The organism is Kineococcus sp. TRM81007 (genome assembly GCF_022669155.1).
Classification (GTDB): Bacteria; Actinomycetota; Actinomycetes; order Actinomycetales; family Kineococcaceae; genus Kineococcus.
In genome coordinates this window covers 1-15,340 of the sequence record NZ_JALBVB010000053.1, presented here as the reverse complement: position 1 = coordinate 15,340, position 15,340 = coordinate 1, and the positions used below count along the sequence as shown (strand labels likewise).

The 15,340-nt window shown below is 74.6% G+C and carries 14 protein-coding genes; 9 read left to right on the top strand and 5 right to left on the bottom strand.

All coding sequences use genetic code 11. The features are described 5' to 3' along the window. The first annotated feature begins 11 nt into the window (after positions 1-11). From MN205_RS11605 to MN205_RS11585, 5 genes are read left to right on the top strand one after another with little or no spacing between them, the layout of a single operon-like run. Positions 12-908: an ABC transporter permease subunit gene (locus MN205_RS11605; RefSeq protein ID WP_242738455.1), complete on the top strand. Its 897-nt coding sequence runs from the start codon at positions 12-14 to the stop codon at positions 906-908. Then, positions 908-1,789 (top strand): carbohydrate ABC transporter permease, encoded by an 882-nt coding sequence (locus tag MN205_RS11600; protein WP_242127387.1) that lies wholly within the window; start codon positions 908-910, stop codon positions 1,787-1,789. Before MN205_RS11605 ends, MN205_RS11600 begins: the two co-directional genes overlap by 1 nt. Beyond that, positions 1,786-2,454 carry a rhamnogalacturonan acetylesterase gene (locus MN205_RS11595; RefSeq protein WP_242127385.1) on the top strand — a complete coding sequence of 223 codons (669 nt, stop codon included), beginning with the start codon at positions 1,786-1,788 and terminating at the stop codon, positions 2,452-2,454. Before MN205_RS11600 ends, MN205_RS11595 begins: the two co-directional genes overlap by 4 nt. Further along, the gene (locus MN205_RS11590) at positions 2,451-3,152 is read left to right on the top strand and encodes a DUF1961 family protein (protein WP_242127383.1); all 702 of its coding nucleotides are present in this window, start codon (positions 2,451-2,453) and stop codon (positions 3,150-3,152) included. The genes MN205_RS11595 and MN205_RS11590 overlap by 4 nt, the downstream gene beginning before the upstream one ends. Then, on the top strand, positions 3,149-5,860 hold the full coding sequence (locus MN205_RS11585; RefSeq protein WP_242127378.1) for a hypothetical protein: 2,712 nt from the start codon (positions 3,149-3,151) through the stop codon (positions 5,858-5,860). The genes MN205_RS11590 and MN205_RS11585 overlap by 4 nt, the downstream gene beginning before the upstream one ends. 72 nt (positions 5,861-5,932) lie before the next feature. Here the strand turns inward: MN205_RS11585 and rpsD are convergent, their stop codons facing one another. Next, positions 5,933-6,541, bottom strand: coding sequence for a 30S ribosomal protein S4 (gene rpsD, locus MN205_RS11580; protein ID WP_242127376.1), 609 nt, complete (start codon positions 6,539-6,541; stop codon positions 5,933-5,935). 98 nt (positions 6,542-6,639) lie between these two features. Between rpsD and MN205_RS21870 the strand changes: the two genes are divergently transcribed. Then, on the top strand, positions 6,640-7,575 hold the full coding sequence (locus tag MN205_RS21870; RefSeq protein WP_242127374.1) for a DUF2470 domain-containing protein: 936 nt from the start codon (positions 6,640-6,642) through the stop codon (positions 7,573-7,575). Between the two features lie 40 nt (positions 7,576-7,615). Here the strand turns inward: MN205_RS21870 and MN205_RS11570 are convergent, their stop codons facing one another. From MN205_RS11570 to MN205_RS11560, 3 genes are all read right to left on the bottom strand, one after another. Further along, entirely contained in the window at positions 7,616-8,311 is a 696-nt protein-coding gene (locus MN205_RS11570) for a hypothetical protein (RefSeq protein ID WP_242127372.1), read from the bottom strand. Positions 8,312-8,711: 400 nt separating this feature from the next. Beyond that, positions 8,712-10,034, bottom strand: a complete 1,323-nt coding sequence (locus MN205_RS11565) for a PhoH family protein (RefSeq protein WP_242127369.1) — start codon at positions 10,032-10,034, stop codon at positions 8,712-8,714. A 304-nt stretch (positions 10,035-10,338) separates the two neighbouring features. Then, on the bottom strand, positions 10,339-11,100 hold the full coding sequence (locus MN205_RS11560; protein WP_242127367.1) for an isoprenyl transferase: 762 nt from the start codon (positions 11,098-11,100) through the stop codon (positions 10,339-10,341). A 104-nt stretch (positions 11,101-11,204) separates the two neighbouring features. On the opposite strand from MN205_RS11560, the gene MN205_RS11555 reads away from it, so the two are divergent. Further along, positions 11,205-11,870 carry a hemolysin III family protein gene (locus MN205_RS11555; protein ID WP_242127366.1) on the top strand — a complete coding sequence of 222 codons (666 nt, stop codon included), beginning with the start codon at positions 11,205-11,207 and terminating at the stop codon, positions 11,868-11,870. 65 nt (positions 11,871-11,935) lie between these two features. Here the strand turns inward: MN205_RS11555 and MN205_RS11550 are convergent, their stop codons facing one another. After that, the gene (locus MN205_RS11550; RefSeq protein ID WP_242127364.1) at positions 11,936-14,002 is read right to left on the bottom strand and encodes a thioredoxin domain-containing protein; all 2,067 of its coding nucleotides are present in this window, start codon (positions 14,000-14,002) and stop codon (positions 11,936-11,938) included. A gap of 420 nt (positions 14,003-14,422) precedes the next feature. Here MN205_RS11550 and MN205_RS11545 point away from each other — a divergent pair, with 420 nt between their 5' ends. Beyond that, complete coding sequence (locus tag MN205_RS11545) at positions 14,423-14,683, top strand: hypothetical protein (RefSeq protein ID WP_242127362.1); 261 nt, start codon at positions 14,423-14,425, stop codon at positions 14,681-14,683. Between the two features lie 297 nt (positions 14,684-14,980). Next, positions 14,981-15,334 (top strand): hypothetical protein, encoded by a 354-nt coding sequence (locus MN205_RS11540; RefSeq protein WP_242127359.1) that lies wholly within the window; start codon positions 14,981-14,983, stop codon positions 15,332-15,334. Positions 15,335-15,340 lie beyond the last annotated feature (6 nt).

Below are 15,340 nucleotides of genomic sequence, written 5' to 3'. Positions count from 1 at the left end.
CCTCGCGGCGGGTGGCCGCCCGGGTCCGCCGGAACTCCTGGCTGTACCTGCTCCTGCTGCCGGGTGTGGCGTACTTCCTGGTGTTCCGCTACGCCCCGATGGGCGGGGCGGTCATCGCCTTCAAGGACTACGTGCCGTTCCTCGGCATCACGGACAGCCCGTGGGTCGGCCTGGCGCACTTCACGGACTTCTTCACCAACCCGGACTTCGCCCGGCTGCTGGTCAACACCCTCGTCCTGGCGCTGCTGAACCTGTGCGTGGCGTTCCCGCTGACGATCGTCATGGCGCTGCTGCTCAACGAGCTGCGGCTGAACCTGCTCAAGCGCACGGTGCAGACGCTGGTCTACATCCCGCACTTCCTGTCCTGGACGGTGGTCGCGTCCCTGACCTACCTGCTGCTGTCGGTCGACGCCGGCCCGCTGCTGCAGCTGATCCAGACGGTGACGGGCTCGGAGGTCACACCGCTCACCGATCCGGGGTGGTTCCGGGCGATCATCGTCTCGCAGGAGGTGTGGAAGAACACCGGCTGGGGCACCATCATCTTCCTGGCCGCGCTGGCCACGGTCGACCAGGAGCAGTACGAGGCCGCGATCGTCGACGGGGCCGGCCGCTTCCAGCGGGTCTGGCACGTGACGCTGCCGTCCATCCGCGGCACGATCGTCATCATGCTGGTGCTGGCCATCGGGCAGATCCTCAACACCGGTTTCGAGCAGATCTACCTCATGACCAACGCGCTGAACCGCAGCGTCGCCGACGTCTTCGACACCTACGTCTACTTCGTCGGCATCACCCAGGGCGCCTACAGCTACTCCACCGCCGTCGGGCTGTTCAAGGCCATCGTCGGCGTGGTCCTGGTGCTCGGCGCCGACCGCCTCGCCAAGAAGCTCGACGGATCGGGGATCTTCTGATGGCCCGTGAGCCCTACCGCTTCAACACCCCGGCCGGCCGTGCGTTCGACGTCGCGAACGTCGTCGTGCTCAGCGTCATCGGCCTCGTCGCGGTCCTGCCGTTCCTGTACGTGATGGCCGGCTCGTTCGCGACGGAGGCGGAGCTGTCCCGCCGCGCGTTCTTCGTGTGGCCCGAGGAGTGGACGCTGGAGTCCTACCGCTCCATCCTCTCCTCCCCCGCGTTCGTCCGCGCCATGATCACCACGGTCCTCGTGACCGTGGTGGGCACCGCGATCCAGCTCCTGCTGACGGTGACGATGGCGTACCCGCTGGCGAAGAAGTCCCTGCCGGGGCGCAACCTCGTGCTGGGCATGGTGGTCGTCACCCTCGTCTTCTCCGCCGGCATGATCCCCACGTTCCTCATCGTGCGGGAGCTGGGGCTGCTGAACACCTACTGGGCGCTGGTCCTGCCCATGGCGATCAACCCGTTCAGCCTGATCATCATCAAGAACTTCTTCCAGGCGATGCCCCCGGAGCTGGAGGAGTCGGCCCGCATCGACGGCGCCACCGACGTCGGCGTGCTGCTGCGCATCGTGCTGCCGCTGTCCAAGCCGGTCCTGGCGACGTTCACGCTGTTCTACGCGGTGGGCATCTGGAACGACTTCATGTCGCCGCTGCTGTACCTGAACGACCCGGACATGTGGACGCTGCAGGTGTTCCTGCGGCAGGTGACGGCCGGCGCCGAGATGGCCTCCGGCGAGCTCGACCCGAACTACGTCCCGCCGGAGCAGGGCATGAAGCTGGCCGTCATCGCGGTGGCGACGCTGCCGGTGCTGCTGTTCTACCCGCTGCTGCAGAAGCACTTCGCCAAGGGCATGCTCATCGGGTCGGTGAAGGGGTGAGCGCGCCTCAGCGGGGACCGCTGCGCGTGCACCTGGCCGGCGACTCGACGGTGGCCGCGTGCCCGGCCACCGAGGAGCCGATGTCCGGGTGGGGCGCCCACCTGGGGCAGGCGTCCGGCTGGGCGGTGCGCAACCTCGCCGTCGCCGGGGCGAGCACGGCGTCCTTCCGCCAGGAGGGGCACTGGGCGGAGCTGCTGTCACGCACGGTCGAGGGCGACGTGGTCGTGCTGCAGTTCGGGCACAACGACCAGAAGAGGCCCGGGGAGCTGGACGCCCGCGGCGGGTACGACGCGAACCTGGCGGCGTTCGTCGCCGAGGTGCGGGACGCCGGGGCCCGGCCGGTGCTGTGCACCTCCGTGGCGCGGCGCCGGTTCACCGGTGCGGTGCTCGAGCCCACGCTGGGCGAGTACCCCGCCGCGGTGCGCGAGCTGGCCGCCCGCGAGGCGGTGCCGCTGGTGGACCTGGAGGTCTTCACCTCCTGGTGGTACGACCAGCTGGGCCCGCAGCGCTCGACGAAGCTGTTCGTGCACCTGGCCCCCGGCGAGCACCCGTGCTGGCCCGACGGCCTGGCCGACGACACGCACTTCAGCCACCGCGGTGCGCGCGGTGTCGCGGCCTACGTGGCGCGCGCGCTGCCCGCCGTCCTCGACGGGAAGGGATCGTGAGCACCACGAGCACGAGCACGACGACGCACACGAGCACGACCACGACCGGCAGGACGTACCGCAACCCGCTGCGCAGCACCGGGGACCTCGCGGGCTGGGTGGCCGAGGGGCCCGTGGTCGCCGACCCCGGCCCCGACGGGACCGTCCTGACCAGCTCGGCCACCGACCCCGACGCCGACTCCTCGCACTTCACGTTCTGGTGCCCGCAGGTGTTCGGGGACTCGGTGCGCCTCTCGGTGGGTTTCACCCCGCTGTCGGGCGAGGGCCTGGCGATGGTGTTCGCCGGAGCCGCCGGCACCGGCGGGGAGGACCTCTTCTCCCCCGCCCTGGCCCCTCGCGCGGGCCTGTACCCGCAGTACCACTCCTCGGATGTGCGGGCGGTGCACGTGTCGTTCTACCGGCGCAAGTGGGCGAGCGAGCGGCGGTTCCTGACGTGCAACCTGCGCAAGGCGCCGGGGTTCCACCTCGTCGCCCAGGGCGCGGACCCGCTGCCCCCGCACGACGACGCGGACGGCCCCTACCGGCTGGAGCTGGTCAAGGACGGCCCGCGGGTGAGGTTCTCGATCGACGGGCTGGAACTGCTGCGCTGGTCCGACGACGGGTCCACCGGCCCGGCCGCCGGTGCCGGGCGCATCGGGTTCCGGCAGATGGCGCCGCTGGTGGCGCGCTGGAGCGACCTGGAGGTGGAGCAGGCGTGAGCCTGGACGAGGTGACCACGACGGTTCCGGCCGCAGCGGCGGGTGACGAGGCGGGTGGCGGGGCGGTGCACGAGGTGCCGCTGCGCTGGATCGACGAGGACGCACCGGGCGGCCTGCCCGGCGGGGCGACCCTGGGCGTCCCGCTGCCGCGGGGCCTGGTGCGGGGCGCGGAGGGCCTGCGCGTCGTGGACGCCGCGGGGGCGGGGGTCCCGGCGCAGTTCTGGCCGCTGGCCACCTGGCCGGACGGCACCACCAAGTGGAGCGGGGTGGCGCTGCCGGCGACGGCGGCCCCCTCCCCCGCGTACCGGGTGCTCGTCGCCCCCGGCGCACCCGACCCGCTGCACGACGCCGGGGCACCGGTGGTGCGCGTGAGCGAGGACGGCGAGCGGGTCCTCGTCGACGCCGGGGGGCTGCTGCTGCGGGTGGCCCGCCGCGGTCCGGCGCTGTTCGAGTCGCTGGAGCTGGACGGCACCGTGGTGGCCAGGGGGGCGCGGCTGGTCAGCGAGCTGGCCGCCGACCCCGCCGGGCACGAGCGCACGGCCTTCGACGGCGCGGTGGAGGAGGTGGCCGTCGAGCAGCGCGGCCCGGTGCGCGCCGTGCTGCGGCTGCGCGGGAACCACCGGGGCACGGACCCGGCCGGCGCCGAGCGCACCTGGTTGCCGTTCACGGTGCGCCTGGTCGTGCACGCCGGCGCGCGCAGCGTGGGTGTGGTGCACTCCTTCGTCTTCGACGGCGACGGCGAGCGCGACTTCCTGGCCGCCCTGGGCGTGCGGGTGGACGTGCCGCTGCGCGCCGAGCCGCACGACCGGCACGTGCGCTTCGCGAGCGCCGAGGGCGGGGTCTTCCGCGAGGCGGTTCGCGGGGTCACCGGGCTGCGCCGCGACCCGGGCGAGGCGGTGCGCACCGCTCAGCTCGAGGGCCGGGCGACGCCGCCGGTGCGGACCTGGGCGGACCCGGTGCCGGCCCTGCTGCACCACGTGCCGGCCTGGTCGCAGTACCGGCTGCGCCAGCGCACCGCGGACGGGTTCGACATCGCCAAGCGCCTCGGACCGGACCGCGGCTGGGTGGGGGCGGCGGCCGGTACCCGCGCGGCCGGGTACGTGTGCCTGGGCGACCCCGCCGGTGCGCTGGCCGTGGCCGTTGCGGACTTCTGGCAGTCGCACCCGGCCGGCCTGGACGTCACGGGCGCGGCGGGGCGGGCCGGTGAGGACGAGGCGACGCTGACGGCGTGGCTGTGGTCGCCGGACGCCGTGCCCATGGACCTGCGCGCCTACAACGACGGCGCCTCCACCCCGGACCACGCCTCGCAGCTGGAGGCGCTGGAGATCACGTACGAGGACTTCGAGGAGGGGTTCGCGGACGCGCACGGCACCGGCCGCACCTCGGAGCTGACGTTCACCGCGCACCCGGGCACCCCCTCGGTGCAGCGGGTGGCGGACGACGCCCGCGTGGCGGGAGCTCCCCCGCAGCTGGCGGCCACCCCCGCCGCGCTGCACGCGGCGGGGGTGTTCGGGGACTGGGCGCCGGTGGACCGCTCGACGCCGGCGCGGGCCGCGCTGGAGGACCGGCTGGACTTCCTGCTGGACTTCTACCTCGACCAGGTGGAGCAGCGCCGCTGGTACGGGTTCTGGAACCACGGCGACGTCATGCACGCCTACGACGCCGACCGGCACGTGTGGCGCTACGACGTGGGCGGGTACGCGTGGGACAACTCCGAGCTGTCGCCGGACCTGTGGTTGTGGACCAGCTTCCTGCGCACCGGCCGTGCGGACGTCTTCCGCATGGCGCGCGCCATGACCCGCCACACGGGCGACGTGGACGTCTACCACCTGGGCCGCTGGGCGGGCCTCGGCTCGCGGCACAACGTGCAGCACTTCGGCTGCAGCGCCAAGCAGTTGCGCATCTCCAACCCGGCGTACCGCCGGTTCCTGCACCACCTGACGGCCGACGAGCACACCGGCGACCTGATGGCGGAACTGGTGGACTCCGACACCACGTTCCTGGCGCTGGACCCGACCCGCAAGGTCCGCCAGGACGCCGCCACGTACGCCCCGCGGCGCGAGGCGCTGGCGGTGGGCCTGGGAACGGACTGGGGGTCGCTGGCCGCGACCTGGCTGGCCGACTGGGAGCGCACCGGGTCGCAGCGCTCGCGGGACCGCCTGCTGGGCACGATGGCCGACATCGCCGCCCTGCCGCAGGGTTTCCTCACCGGTGAGGCGCTGTACGACCTGGACCGCGGCCGCTTCGACACCGCGCGCGACCGGGTCTCGGTGTCGCACCTGTCGGCGGTGTTCGGCCTGGTGGAGATCGCCAGCGAACTGGTGGACCTCACCGAGGGCACGGAGGTGGGCGCGGCGTTCGAGGCGGCCTGGCTGCGCTACTGCCGCCTGTTCAACGCGCCCGCCGCCGAGCAGGCCGCCGAGGTGGGCGCCCCGCTGGAGGGCACGCACCTGGAGCAGGCGCACAGCCGGCTGACGGCGTACGCGGCGGCGCGCACGGGCGACGTGGCGCTGGCGCGGCGGGCGTGGGAGGAGTTCGAGCGCGGCGGGGAGTTCCTGCGCGCGGAGGCGTTCACCCGGCGCCGGCTGGAACCGCCGGAGGTGCTGGCGCCCGTGGACGAGGCGCGCACGCTGTCCACGAACGACGCGGCGCAGTTCTCCCTGGCGGCGATCCAGAACCTGGCGCTGGCCGGGCACGCCCTGCCCTGAGGGGCCCGGGGACGACGGAGGGCGCCCACCCCGTGCGGGGTGAGCGCCCTCCGTGCTGGTGAGCGGGACGCGTCAGCGCGAGTAGTACTCGACGACGAGCTGCTCGTCGCAGGTCACCGGGATCTGCTCGCGCACGGGCAGGGCCTGCACGCGGGCGGTGAGGTCCTGGCGGGCGACGTCCAGCCAGCCGGGGATCTCGTTGTCGCTCCAGCCACCCTCGGCGGCCACGATGAACGGGGTCTTGGCCTTGCTGCGGGCGGAGACCGAGATCACCTGGCCGGGCTGCAGGCGGTAGGACGGGCGGTCCACGCGACGGCCGTCGACGTCGATGTGGCGGTGCACGACCATCTGGCGGGCCTGGTAGATGGTGCGGGCGAAGCCGGCGCGCCACACGACCGCGTCGAGGCGGGTCTCCAGGAGCTGGACGAGGTTCTGGCCCGTCTTGCCCGGCTTGCGCTTGGCCAGGTCGTAGGCGCGGCGCAGCTGCGTCTCGCTGATGTCGTACTGGTAGCGCAGGCGCTGCTTCTCGCGCAGCTGCGTGGCGTAGTCCGACGCCTTCTTCTGCTTGCGGCCGTGCATGCCCGGCGGGTACGGGCGGCGGTCCATGTAGCGGGCGGCCTTCGGGGTGAGGGCCACCCCCAGGGCGCGGCTGATGCGCACCTTGGGACGCGCGTTGTTCATTCGACCTCCTGATCGTAAGGTAAGCCTGACCTCAGTCGAGCGGACTCGACACGGCTGGTGCCGGAGGGTCAGGACGATCGCGCTCCGAGGAGGCACACGTGACCAGGTGGACCACGGCACCGGGCGAGCATTCGGAGCGCACCGGGTCCAACTCTACGGCCTGCGGGCAGGTGCCCCCGACACCGCCTCCGCTGCCGCGACGCACCACGCCCGCGCAGTGGGCCCGGACGCTGGCCGAGGGCACCGTGCCCGGGACGCTGCACCTGCCGCGCACCGGCACGGCCGGCACCTGCCCGCACCACGGCCCGGCGGGGCACGCGACCGGCGCCCGGGCGGGGCGCACGGACCAGCACCGCGTGCGGCACCTGACGGACGCCGCCGGCGGACTGCTGCTGCTGGTGGGCACCGACGAGCCGCTGCACGAGCGGCTGCGGGAGCTGACCGCCGAGGCGGCCGGCGCACCGGGCGCGAGCGGGCTCCCGGTGGTGCTGGACGTGCTGGACGTGCCGCCGGGGCAGGCGGCGCTGCCGCGGGCCCGGCTGTGCACGACGGGGTGGGTGCAGGCCCTCGACGCCCGCGCGCAGCGGGAGGCGGCGCAGTCCGCCGCCGCGGTGCACCCGCTGGGCGCGCTGCTGGACGTGGGCAGCACGCGCACCCTGTGGCGCCTGGAGGTGGGCGAGGTGCGCGTGACCACCTCGGAGGGCGTGCACCTGCTGGACGAGGACGCCGTGGCGGTGGCGACCGCCGACCCCTTCTACCCCGACGAGGACGGCGCCGTGACCCACCTGGAGACCGAGCACCGCGACGCGCTGGTCGGCTGGGTCCTGCGGGAACTGCCCCCCGAGGAGGCCGTGCGCACCCGGGAGGTCTCCGTCGTCGGCCTGGACCGCTACGGCCTCGACGTGCTCGTCACCGCCGACACCGGCACCCGGGTGCTGCGGGCGTCCTACGCGCGGCCGGCGAGCGGGCCGCACGAGCTGCGCGCGGCGCTGTGCTCGGCGCTGGGGTGCCCCTGCGGCGGCCTGGAGGTGTGAGCGGGCCGGGCCGCCCGCGGGCGGTCCGGCCCCCCCGCCCTCAGTACCAGTTGTGCGACTGCGAGTGCGACCACGCGGCGCACGGGGTGCCGTAGCTGCGGTCGATGTAGTCCAGCCCCCAGGCGATCTGGGTGACCGGGTTGGTCTCCCAGTCGGCGCCCGCGGTGGCCATCTTGCTGCCGGGCAGCGACTGCGGGATGCCGTACGCGCTGGAGGTGGGGTTGTCGGCGTTCCACTTCCAGCCGCTCTCCTTGGTCCACAGCGAGTCCAGGCAGGAGAACTGCCCCTCGCCCCAGCCGCGCTCGGCGGCCATCTGCCGGGCGATGGGCTTCGGGTCGCGCTGCGCGCTGCGGGCGGCCTCGGCCTCGGCGGCGAGGCGGGCCTCCTCCGCCAGGCGGACGGCCTCGGCCTCGGCGGCCAGGCGGGCCTCCTCGGCGGCGATGCGCTCGGCCTCGACGCGGGCGTCGGCGGCGGCGCGCAGCTCACGGGCGTCGAACCACGCGGCGGAGCGGGCGCTGCGCAGCTCCGCGCTGACGGCGGCGAGGACGTGGTCAGGCACGGCCGCCTCCGCCTCGGGCGCGGGGCCACCGGTCAGGACCGCACCGCCGAGGACGACGGCGCCGACGGCGAGGGCGGCCGGGGCGGCGAGGCGCCAGCGGCGCGCGCCGCTGGCGCGGCCGGCCGGACGGTCCTGCGAGGGGTCGTGCGGGGAGTGGTTCTGGGCGGTCGTCGGCAAGCCGGGCCTTCCCTCGGTCGCCGGCCCACGCCCGGTCGAGTCGTCTCCACCCCGCCGGCGGGCTGCCGTCGCCCTCCTCGCGGGGAGAGCGGCGGCCGTGGGCCCGGGCGGCACCGCGGCGGGCCGCGGGAGCGGCGGGCCGGTGCTCGGCGCACCGCCCGGTGGGTGCCGGGCGGGAGCGGCGGGGTGCTGTCTGGCAGGGAACGGTGCCCCGGCACGCACCGGTGAGGCAAGCCACGATCATCGTTTTCGTCACGCTGGAGCAACAACTCGTCAACACTCTGTCGACTTTTGTGGCGCTTCTCACGCCTTCAGTGCCACGATGACGCGTTTGAGGCGGCCGGGGAGCGGGCAGAAGACCCCCCAGCCGCCTCGACGACCACTCAGCCGATCTCGATGATCACGCTCCGAAGTCGTTCAGGAGCTCGGTGACCAGGGCAGCCACCGGCGAGCGCTCCGAGCGCGTCAGCGTCACGTGCGCGAACAACGGGTGCCCCTTGAGGGCCTCCACGACCGCGGCCACCCCGTCGTGCCGGCCCACCCGCAGGTTGTCGCGCTGCGCCACGTCGTGCGTGAGGACCACCTTCGAGCCCTGCCCGATGCGCGAGAGCACCGTCAACAGCACGTTGCGCTCCAGCGACTGCGCCTCGTCGACGATCACGTAGGCGTCGTGCAGCGAGCGGCCCCGGATGTGCGTCAGCGGCAGCACCTCGAGCATCCCGCGGTCCACGACCTCGTCCAGGACCGACGGGGCCACCAGCGCCTCCAGCGTGTCGAAGACCGCCTGGCCCCACGGCCCCATCTTCTCCGCCTCGGTGCCCGGCAGGTAGCCCAGCTCCTGCCCGCCCACCGCGTACAGCGGCCGGAAGACCACCACCTTGCGCTGCTCGCGGCGCTCCATCACCGCCTCCAGCCCCGCGCACAGCGCGAGCGCCGACTTCCCCGTCCCCGCGCGCCCGCCGAGCGAGACGATGCTCACGGCCGGGTCCAGCAGGGCGTCCAGCGCGATGCGCTGCTCCGCCGAGCGGCCCCGCACCCCGAACGCCTCCCGGTCGCCCTTCACGAGCAGCAGCTGCTTGTCGGCGCCCACCCGCCCCAGCGCGTGCCCGCGCGGGGAGGACAGCACCACGCCCGTGTTGACCGGCAGCTCGCGCGCCTCGGCGTGCTCCAGCGCCCCCGCCTCGTACAGGGCGGAGACCTCCTCGGCCGTCGCCGTCAGCTCCGCCACACCCGTCCAGCCCGAGTCCGGGGCCAGCTCCGCGCGGTACTCGTCGGCCGCCAGGCCCACCGCCGACGCCTTCACCCGCAGCGGCACGTCCTTGGAGACCACCGTCACGTCGTGGCCCTCGTCGGCCAGGTTGCGCGCGACCGCCAGGATGCGGGTGTCCCCGGCCGTGGCCAGCGGGCCGGCGCGCAGCGACGACGGCAGCGACGTGGCGTCGGAGTGGTTCAGCTCCACGCGCAGCGTGCCGCCCTGCTCCCCCACCGGGACGGGGCGGTCCAGCCGCCCGTGCTGCACCCGCAGGTCGTCCAGGCGGCGCAGCGACTCACGGGCGAAGAAGCCCAGCTCCGGGTGGTGGCGCTTGCCCTCCAGCTCGCTGACGACGACCAGCGGCAGGACGACGTCGTGCTCGGCGAAGCGGTTCAGGGCGGCGGGGTCGGACAGCAGGACGGAGGTGTCCAGCACGAACGTGCGGCGCGCGGGGCTGGGGGTGGTGACCACGGACGTCTCCCGTTTCCGGGGCCCGCGGCGAACGCGCCCGGGCCCCCTGCAGCAGCGGCGGACCGGGACCTGCGGGACACCGCGCGGGCGACCCGGGACCGGGCCTCCCCGCTGAGCTGGACAGCGCGCACGGCGACCTCCCGGACAGGCGGCGGGCGCCACCCGTCACGCACGACGCTAGCCCCGCACCCGTCGCGCGGTGGGCCGAACACGCCCACGGGCACGGCCGTCCGGGTGAGCATCCGGTGACGTCCGGGCGACGGCCCGGCGACGGCCCGGGGAGGCCGCGCGCGACCGCGCCGGCTCAGGCGCCGAAGCGGCGCTCGCGGGCCGCGTAGGAGCGCAGCGCCCGCAGGAAGTCGACCTTGCGGAAGTCCGGCCACAGCACCTCGCAGAAGTACAGCTCGGTGTGCGCGCTCTGCCACAGCAGGAACCCGGACAGCCGCTGCTCGCCGGAGGTGCGGATCACCAGGTCCGGGTCCGGCTGCCCCTTGGTGTACAGGTGCGCGGCGATGTGGTCCACGGTGAGCACGTCCGCCAGCTCCTCGATCGGCGTGCCGGCGACGGCGTGCTCGCGCAGCAGCGAGCGCACCGCGTCCGCGATCTCCTGCCGGCCGCCGTAGCCGATCGCCACGTTCACGACCGCGCCGTCGATGTCCGCGGTGACCCGTTCCAGCTCGCGCAGCCGCCCCGCCGTGGCCACCGGCAGCAGGTCCAGCGCTCCCACGGCGTGGATGCGCCAGCGCCGCGCCGCGGCCAGGCGCGCCACGCAGTCCTCGACGATCCCGATGAGCGGCGCCAGCTCCTCCTGCGGCCGGTGCAGGTTGTCGGTGGAGAGCAGGTACAGGGTGACGACCTCGATGCCCTCGTCGTCGCACCAGCCCATGAACTCGACGACCTTGTCGGCGCCGGCGCGGTGACCGTGCGCGCTGGGCGCTCCGAACGCCTTGGCCCAGCGCCGGTTGCCGTCGAGGATGATCCCGACGTGGCGCGGCAGCACGTCCGGGTCCAGCGACCGTTCCAGTCGCCGCCCGTACGCGCGGTAGAGGAGATCCCGGAGGGCCATCGGCGCTCACGGTATACCCGTGGCCCCGGGCACCGGCCGCGATCGCCGCACACCCCTCGACCGCCGCACACCGAACCTACGGTCCCGTAGCGTACGGTCGGGCCATGACGGTCTTCCCCACTGCGCTGAAGGCCCCGGCGAAGCCCCGGCTGCGCGGCTGGCTGCACGCCTGCACCTTCCCGGCCGCCGTCGTGGCGGGGGGCGCGCTGGTGGCGCTGGCCCCCACCGCCGCCGCGCGCGCGGCGGCGGGCGTCTTCACCGGCACGGCCGCCCTGCTGTTCGGCACCAGCGCCGTCTACCACCGCGGGACGTGGTCACCGCGTGCGGCGTCGGTGCTGCGGCGGCTGGACCACAGCAACATCTTCCTCATCATCGCCGGCACCTACACACCGCTCGCCGTGACGACGATGCCCCGGGGCGAGGCCCGGTCGCTGCTGACGCTGGTGTGGGCGGGCGCCGCGGCGGGGGTGGCCTTCCGCGTGCTCTGGCTCAGCGCGCCCCGCTGGCTCTACACGCCGGTGTACGTGGCGCTGGGCTGGGTCGCGGTGGGCCACCTGGGCGACTTCGCGCACGGCGGCGGCCGCTCCGTGGCGGCGCTCGTCGTGGCCGGCGGGTTGTTCTACTCCGCCGGCGCGCTCGTCTACGCGCTCAAGCGCCCGAACCCGGACCCGCGCTGGTTCGGCTTCCACGAGGTGTTCCACGCCTGCACCGTGCTCGGCTTCGCGTCCCACTTCACCGCCATCGCGATCGCGACCGCGCAGCACGGCTGACGCGCCCGGGGGCGGGCCACCGCCCCACCCCAGGGCGACCCAGCGCGTCGACCACGCGGTAGGGATCAGGGCAGGCGGGCCCCCACAGCGGCGCCCAGGGCGGCGACGTCGACGGTGGGCGCGTCGCACACCTGCCCCCGGCACACGTACGCGGCGGCCCGGCCGCCGACGAGGCCGCGCTCGGCCAGCAGCGGCGGCTCGGTCTCACCCGGTACCCCGCGAGCCACGACGAGGCCCGGCGCGGTGCCGGCCAGGGCGGTGCGGTGCAGCTCCGCGGCGGCCGGGTCACCGGGCTCGCCGAGGACGGCGACCTCGCGGGGCCCGTCGCGCAGCGCCTCGGCGACCGCGAGGCCCCAACCGGCGAAGCGCGGCGCCTGCTCCGCGAGCGCCGCCACCACGCCGAGGGAGCCCACGGCCGCGTCGGTGAACCGGGACTCCCCCGTCAGCGCCCCCACCGACAGCAGCGCTCCGGCAGCGGCCGTCCACCCGGAGGGGGTGGCGCCGTCGGAGGGGTCGGAGGGACGTTCGGCGCCGGCGCGCGCGGCGTGCAGGGCGGGATCGACCGCGTGGGCGGCGACGTCGTGGAACCCGCCGCCGTCGGCGGCGAACTCGGCCAGGACCTCCTCGCACACCTCGCGCGCCACCGAGGCCCAGCGGTGCTCCCCGGTCGCGGCGTGCAGGGCCAGCAGTCCCTCGGCGAGGTCGCCGAGGTCCTCCAGCACGGCTGCCGGCTCACCCACCACGCCGTCCCGGGACACCCGCCGCCAGCGGCCGTCGACCCGGTGCACGCGCACGAGGAACTCCGCGGCGGTGCGGGCCGCGAGCAGCAGGTCCGGGCGGGCCAGCAGCGCGCCGGTCTCGGCGAGCGCTGCGACCGCGAGCCCGTTCCAGGCGAGGACGACCTTGTCGTCGCGGGTGGGCTGGGGGCGGTCGGCGCGGGCGGCGGCCAGGCGTTCGCGCACCCGCAGCCAGCGGTCCAGGTCCTCGCCGTCGAGGGCGCGGGTCAGGCGGGCGGTGGAGGTGCCGTGCTCGAAGGTGCCCGCCTCGGTGACGCCGAGCAGTTCGGTGGCCCAGGGACCGTCGTCGATGCCGAGGACCTCCACGAGGTCGCCGGGCGTCCACACGTAGGTGGCGCCCTCGACGGCGCGCACGCGCCCGTCGGCGTCCAGGACGGGGGTGTCGGCGTCCAGCGAGGCGGCGAACGCGCCCTCGGGCGTCCCCAGGCCGGTGACGATCCACTCGCACGCCTGCTCGGCGACGCGGCGGTGCTCGGTGTTCCCGGTGGCGCGCCAGGAGTGCAGGTAGGCGCGGGCCAGCAGCGCGTTGTCGTAGAGCATCTTCTCGAAGTGCGGCACGACCCAGGAGGCGTCCACGGCGTAGCGGGCGAAACCCCCGGCGACCTGGTCGCACATCCCGCTGCGCGCCATGGCCGTCAGGGTGCGTTCCGCCAGCCCTGCAGCGGTTCCGGAGCCGGTGCGGGCGGCGTGGCGCAGCAGGAACTCCACGACCATCGACGGCGGGAACTTCGGGGCGCCGCCGAACCCGCCGTGCACGGTGTCCTCCTCGCGCGCGAGGGCGGCGACGGCGGCGGTGAGTTCGTCCTCGGTGGGCGGGGCGCCGCCGGAAGGGGCGGCAGCGGAACCCAGGGCCTGCGCGATGCGGGCGCTGGAGCCGAGGACCTCCTCGCGCCGGTTCACCCAGGCGTCGGTGACGGCGGCGAGGACCTGGGGGAAGGAGGGCACCTGCGGGTGCGGGCGCGGCGGGAAGTACGTGCCCGCGAAGAAGATCTCCCCGTCGGGGGTGCAGAACGTCGTCATCGGCCAGCCGCCCTGCCCGGTGAGCGCGGTGGTGGCGGACATGTGGACGGCGTCGACGTCGGGTCGTTCCTCGCGGTCCACCTTCACGCACACGAACCGCTCGTTCATCTGCGCGGCCGTGTCCGGGTCCTCGAAGGACTCGTGGGCCATGACGTGGCACCAGTGGCAGGCGGCGTACCCGGTGGAGACGAGGACGGGCACGTCGCGCCGGCGCGCCTCGGCGAACGCGTCCGGGCCCCACTCCCACCAGTCGACCGGGTTGTCGCGGTGCTGCTGCAGGTACGGGCTGCGGGAGTGCTGCAGGCGGTTGGCCATGCGCCCACGCTGCCACAGGGCACAGGCGCTCACCCGGCGACCTCGGGGCGGATCCGCTCGGGCCCCGACCCGGAGGCGCGCACGCGCACCGCCGGCCGGGTGGTCACTTGCGTCCGCTGCGGACCACCACCAGGGCGATCACCGCCACGACGACCACCGCGGTGATCACGGAGAACGCGAAGACGTGCCACGGTCGCAGTGCTCCCATGCACCCACCGTAGCCAGAGCGTCATCGCCGGGGGTGTCGCGCGAGGAAGGCATCGGCCGAGGCGGAGGTGGGTGCCGACGAGTCCGCGCAGCACGTGATCGAGACCCGCTCGGACCGGCTCCTGGCCGCCCGGGACGTGGCGCGCCGAACGCCGTGCACCACCCCGCTGGGCTCGACCGCGGCCGGCGACCCGCGCTCGTGCCGGTGAGCACGTGGCAGCGGTAGTGTCGAAGTTCGAGCGGTGCTCCTGCAGCGAAGCGGAGGTCAGCATGTCGTGGCTGGACGAGATGAGGCGCAAGCCCGCCGACGACAGTTCCGCCAGCGCCCCGGGGGAGCAGTCGCTGCTCGGGGTGGACAGCTGGGAGGGCGCCGGCCGGTGGCCGGAGGACGACTCCCCGGCGCCTCGCACGGACGAGCCGGAGGGGGATCTGTGGGTCAACGTGGACCCGGGGCGCCCCAGCGCCGGCATCTGACGGGTGCGATCGGCCGTCCCAGCGGCTGACCGCACCACCGTGCCCGGCGCACACCCGGATCCCGTGGGCTGCTCACGTGCTGGGTCCACCAGCCGCGTCACAGCGATCACCGGACCCTCCCGATGTCCTCGACGACGCGCGATCGACGCAGCACCGCGCGGGGGTTCGTCACCGTCCTCGCGGAGCGACGGGACGCACGCTCGTGCTGATCTGCGAGCGGTCACCAGAGGCGGCCGCGGCACCCGACTCGCGCAACTGGTGCCGCTCGACCAGCCACCAGCTGACACGATCCTCACCGTGGACATCGTCGTCGAAGCGGGTGACCGGGAGCACGAGTGCTGCGGGGCCGCCATCGAACGCGACGACGTCGTCACCTTCGACTGCATCCACCACGTGGAGCCGGACGGCCGGGTGCGACTGATCGAGAGCCACCACGACCGCGGGACCAGCGAGCGGGTGAAGGGACGAGTCAGCGACATCCACGTCGTCCAGGACGCAGGAGCGAGCCGGCCGATCCTCCGCGTGCCCAGCGGCAGCGCCCTGCGCGGCTTCGACCCCGAGGACGACGGGCACCTGGAAGACCCCTGGACCGGCGAGGTGATCACCTCGGACAGCACCGACTTCCTCGTCACCGTTCGCACGAGCCGCTAGCTGCGC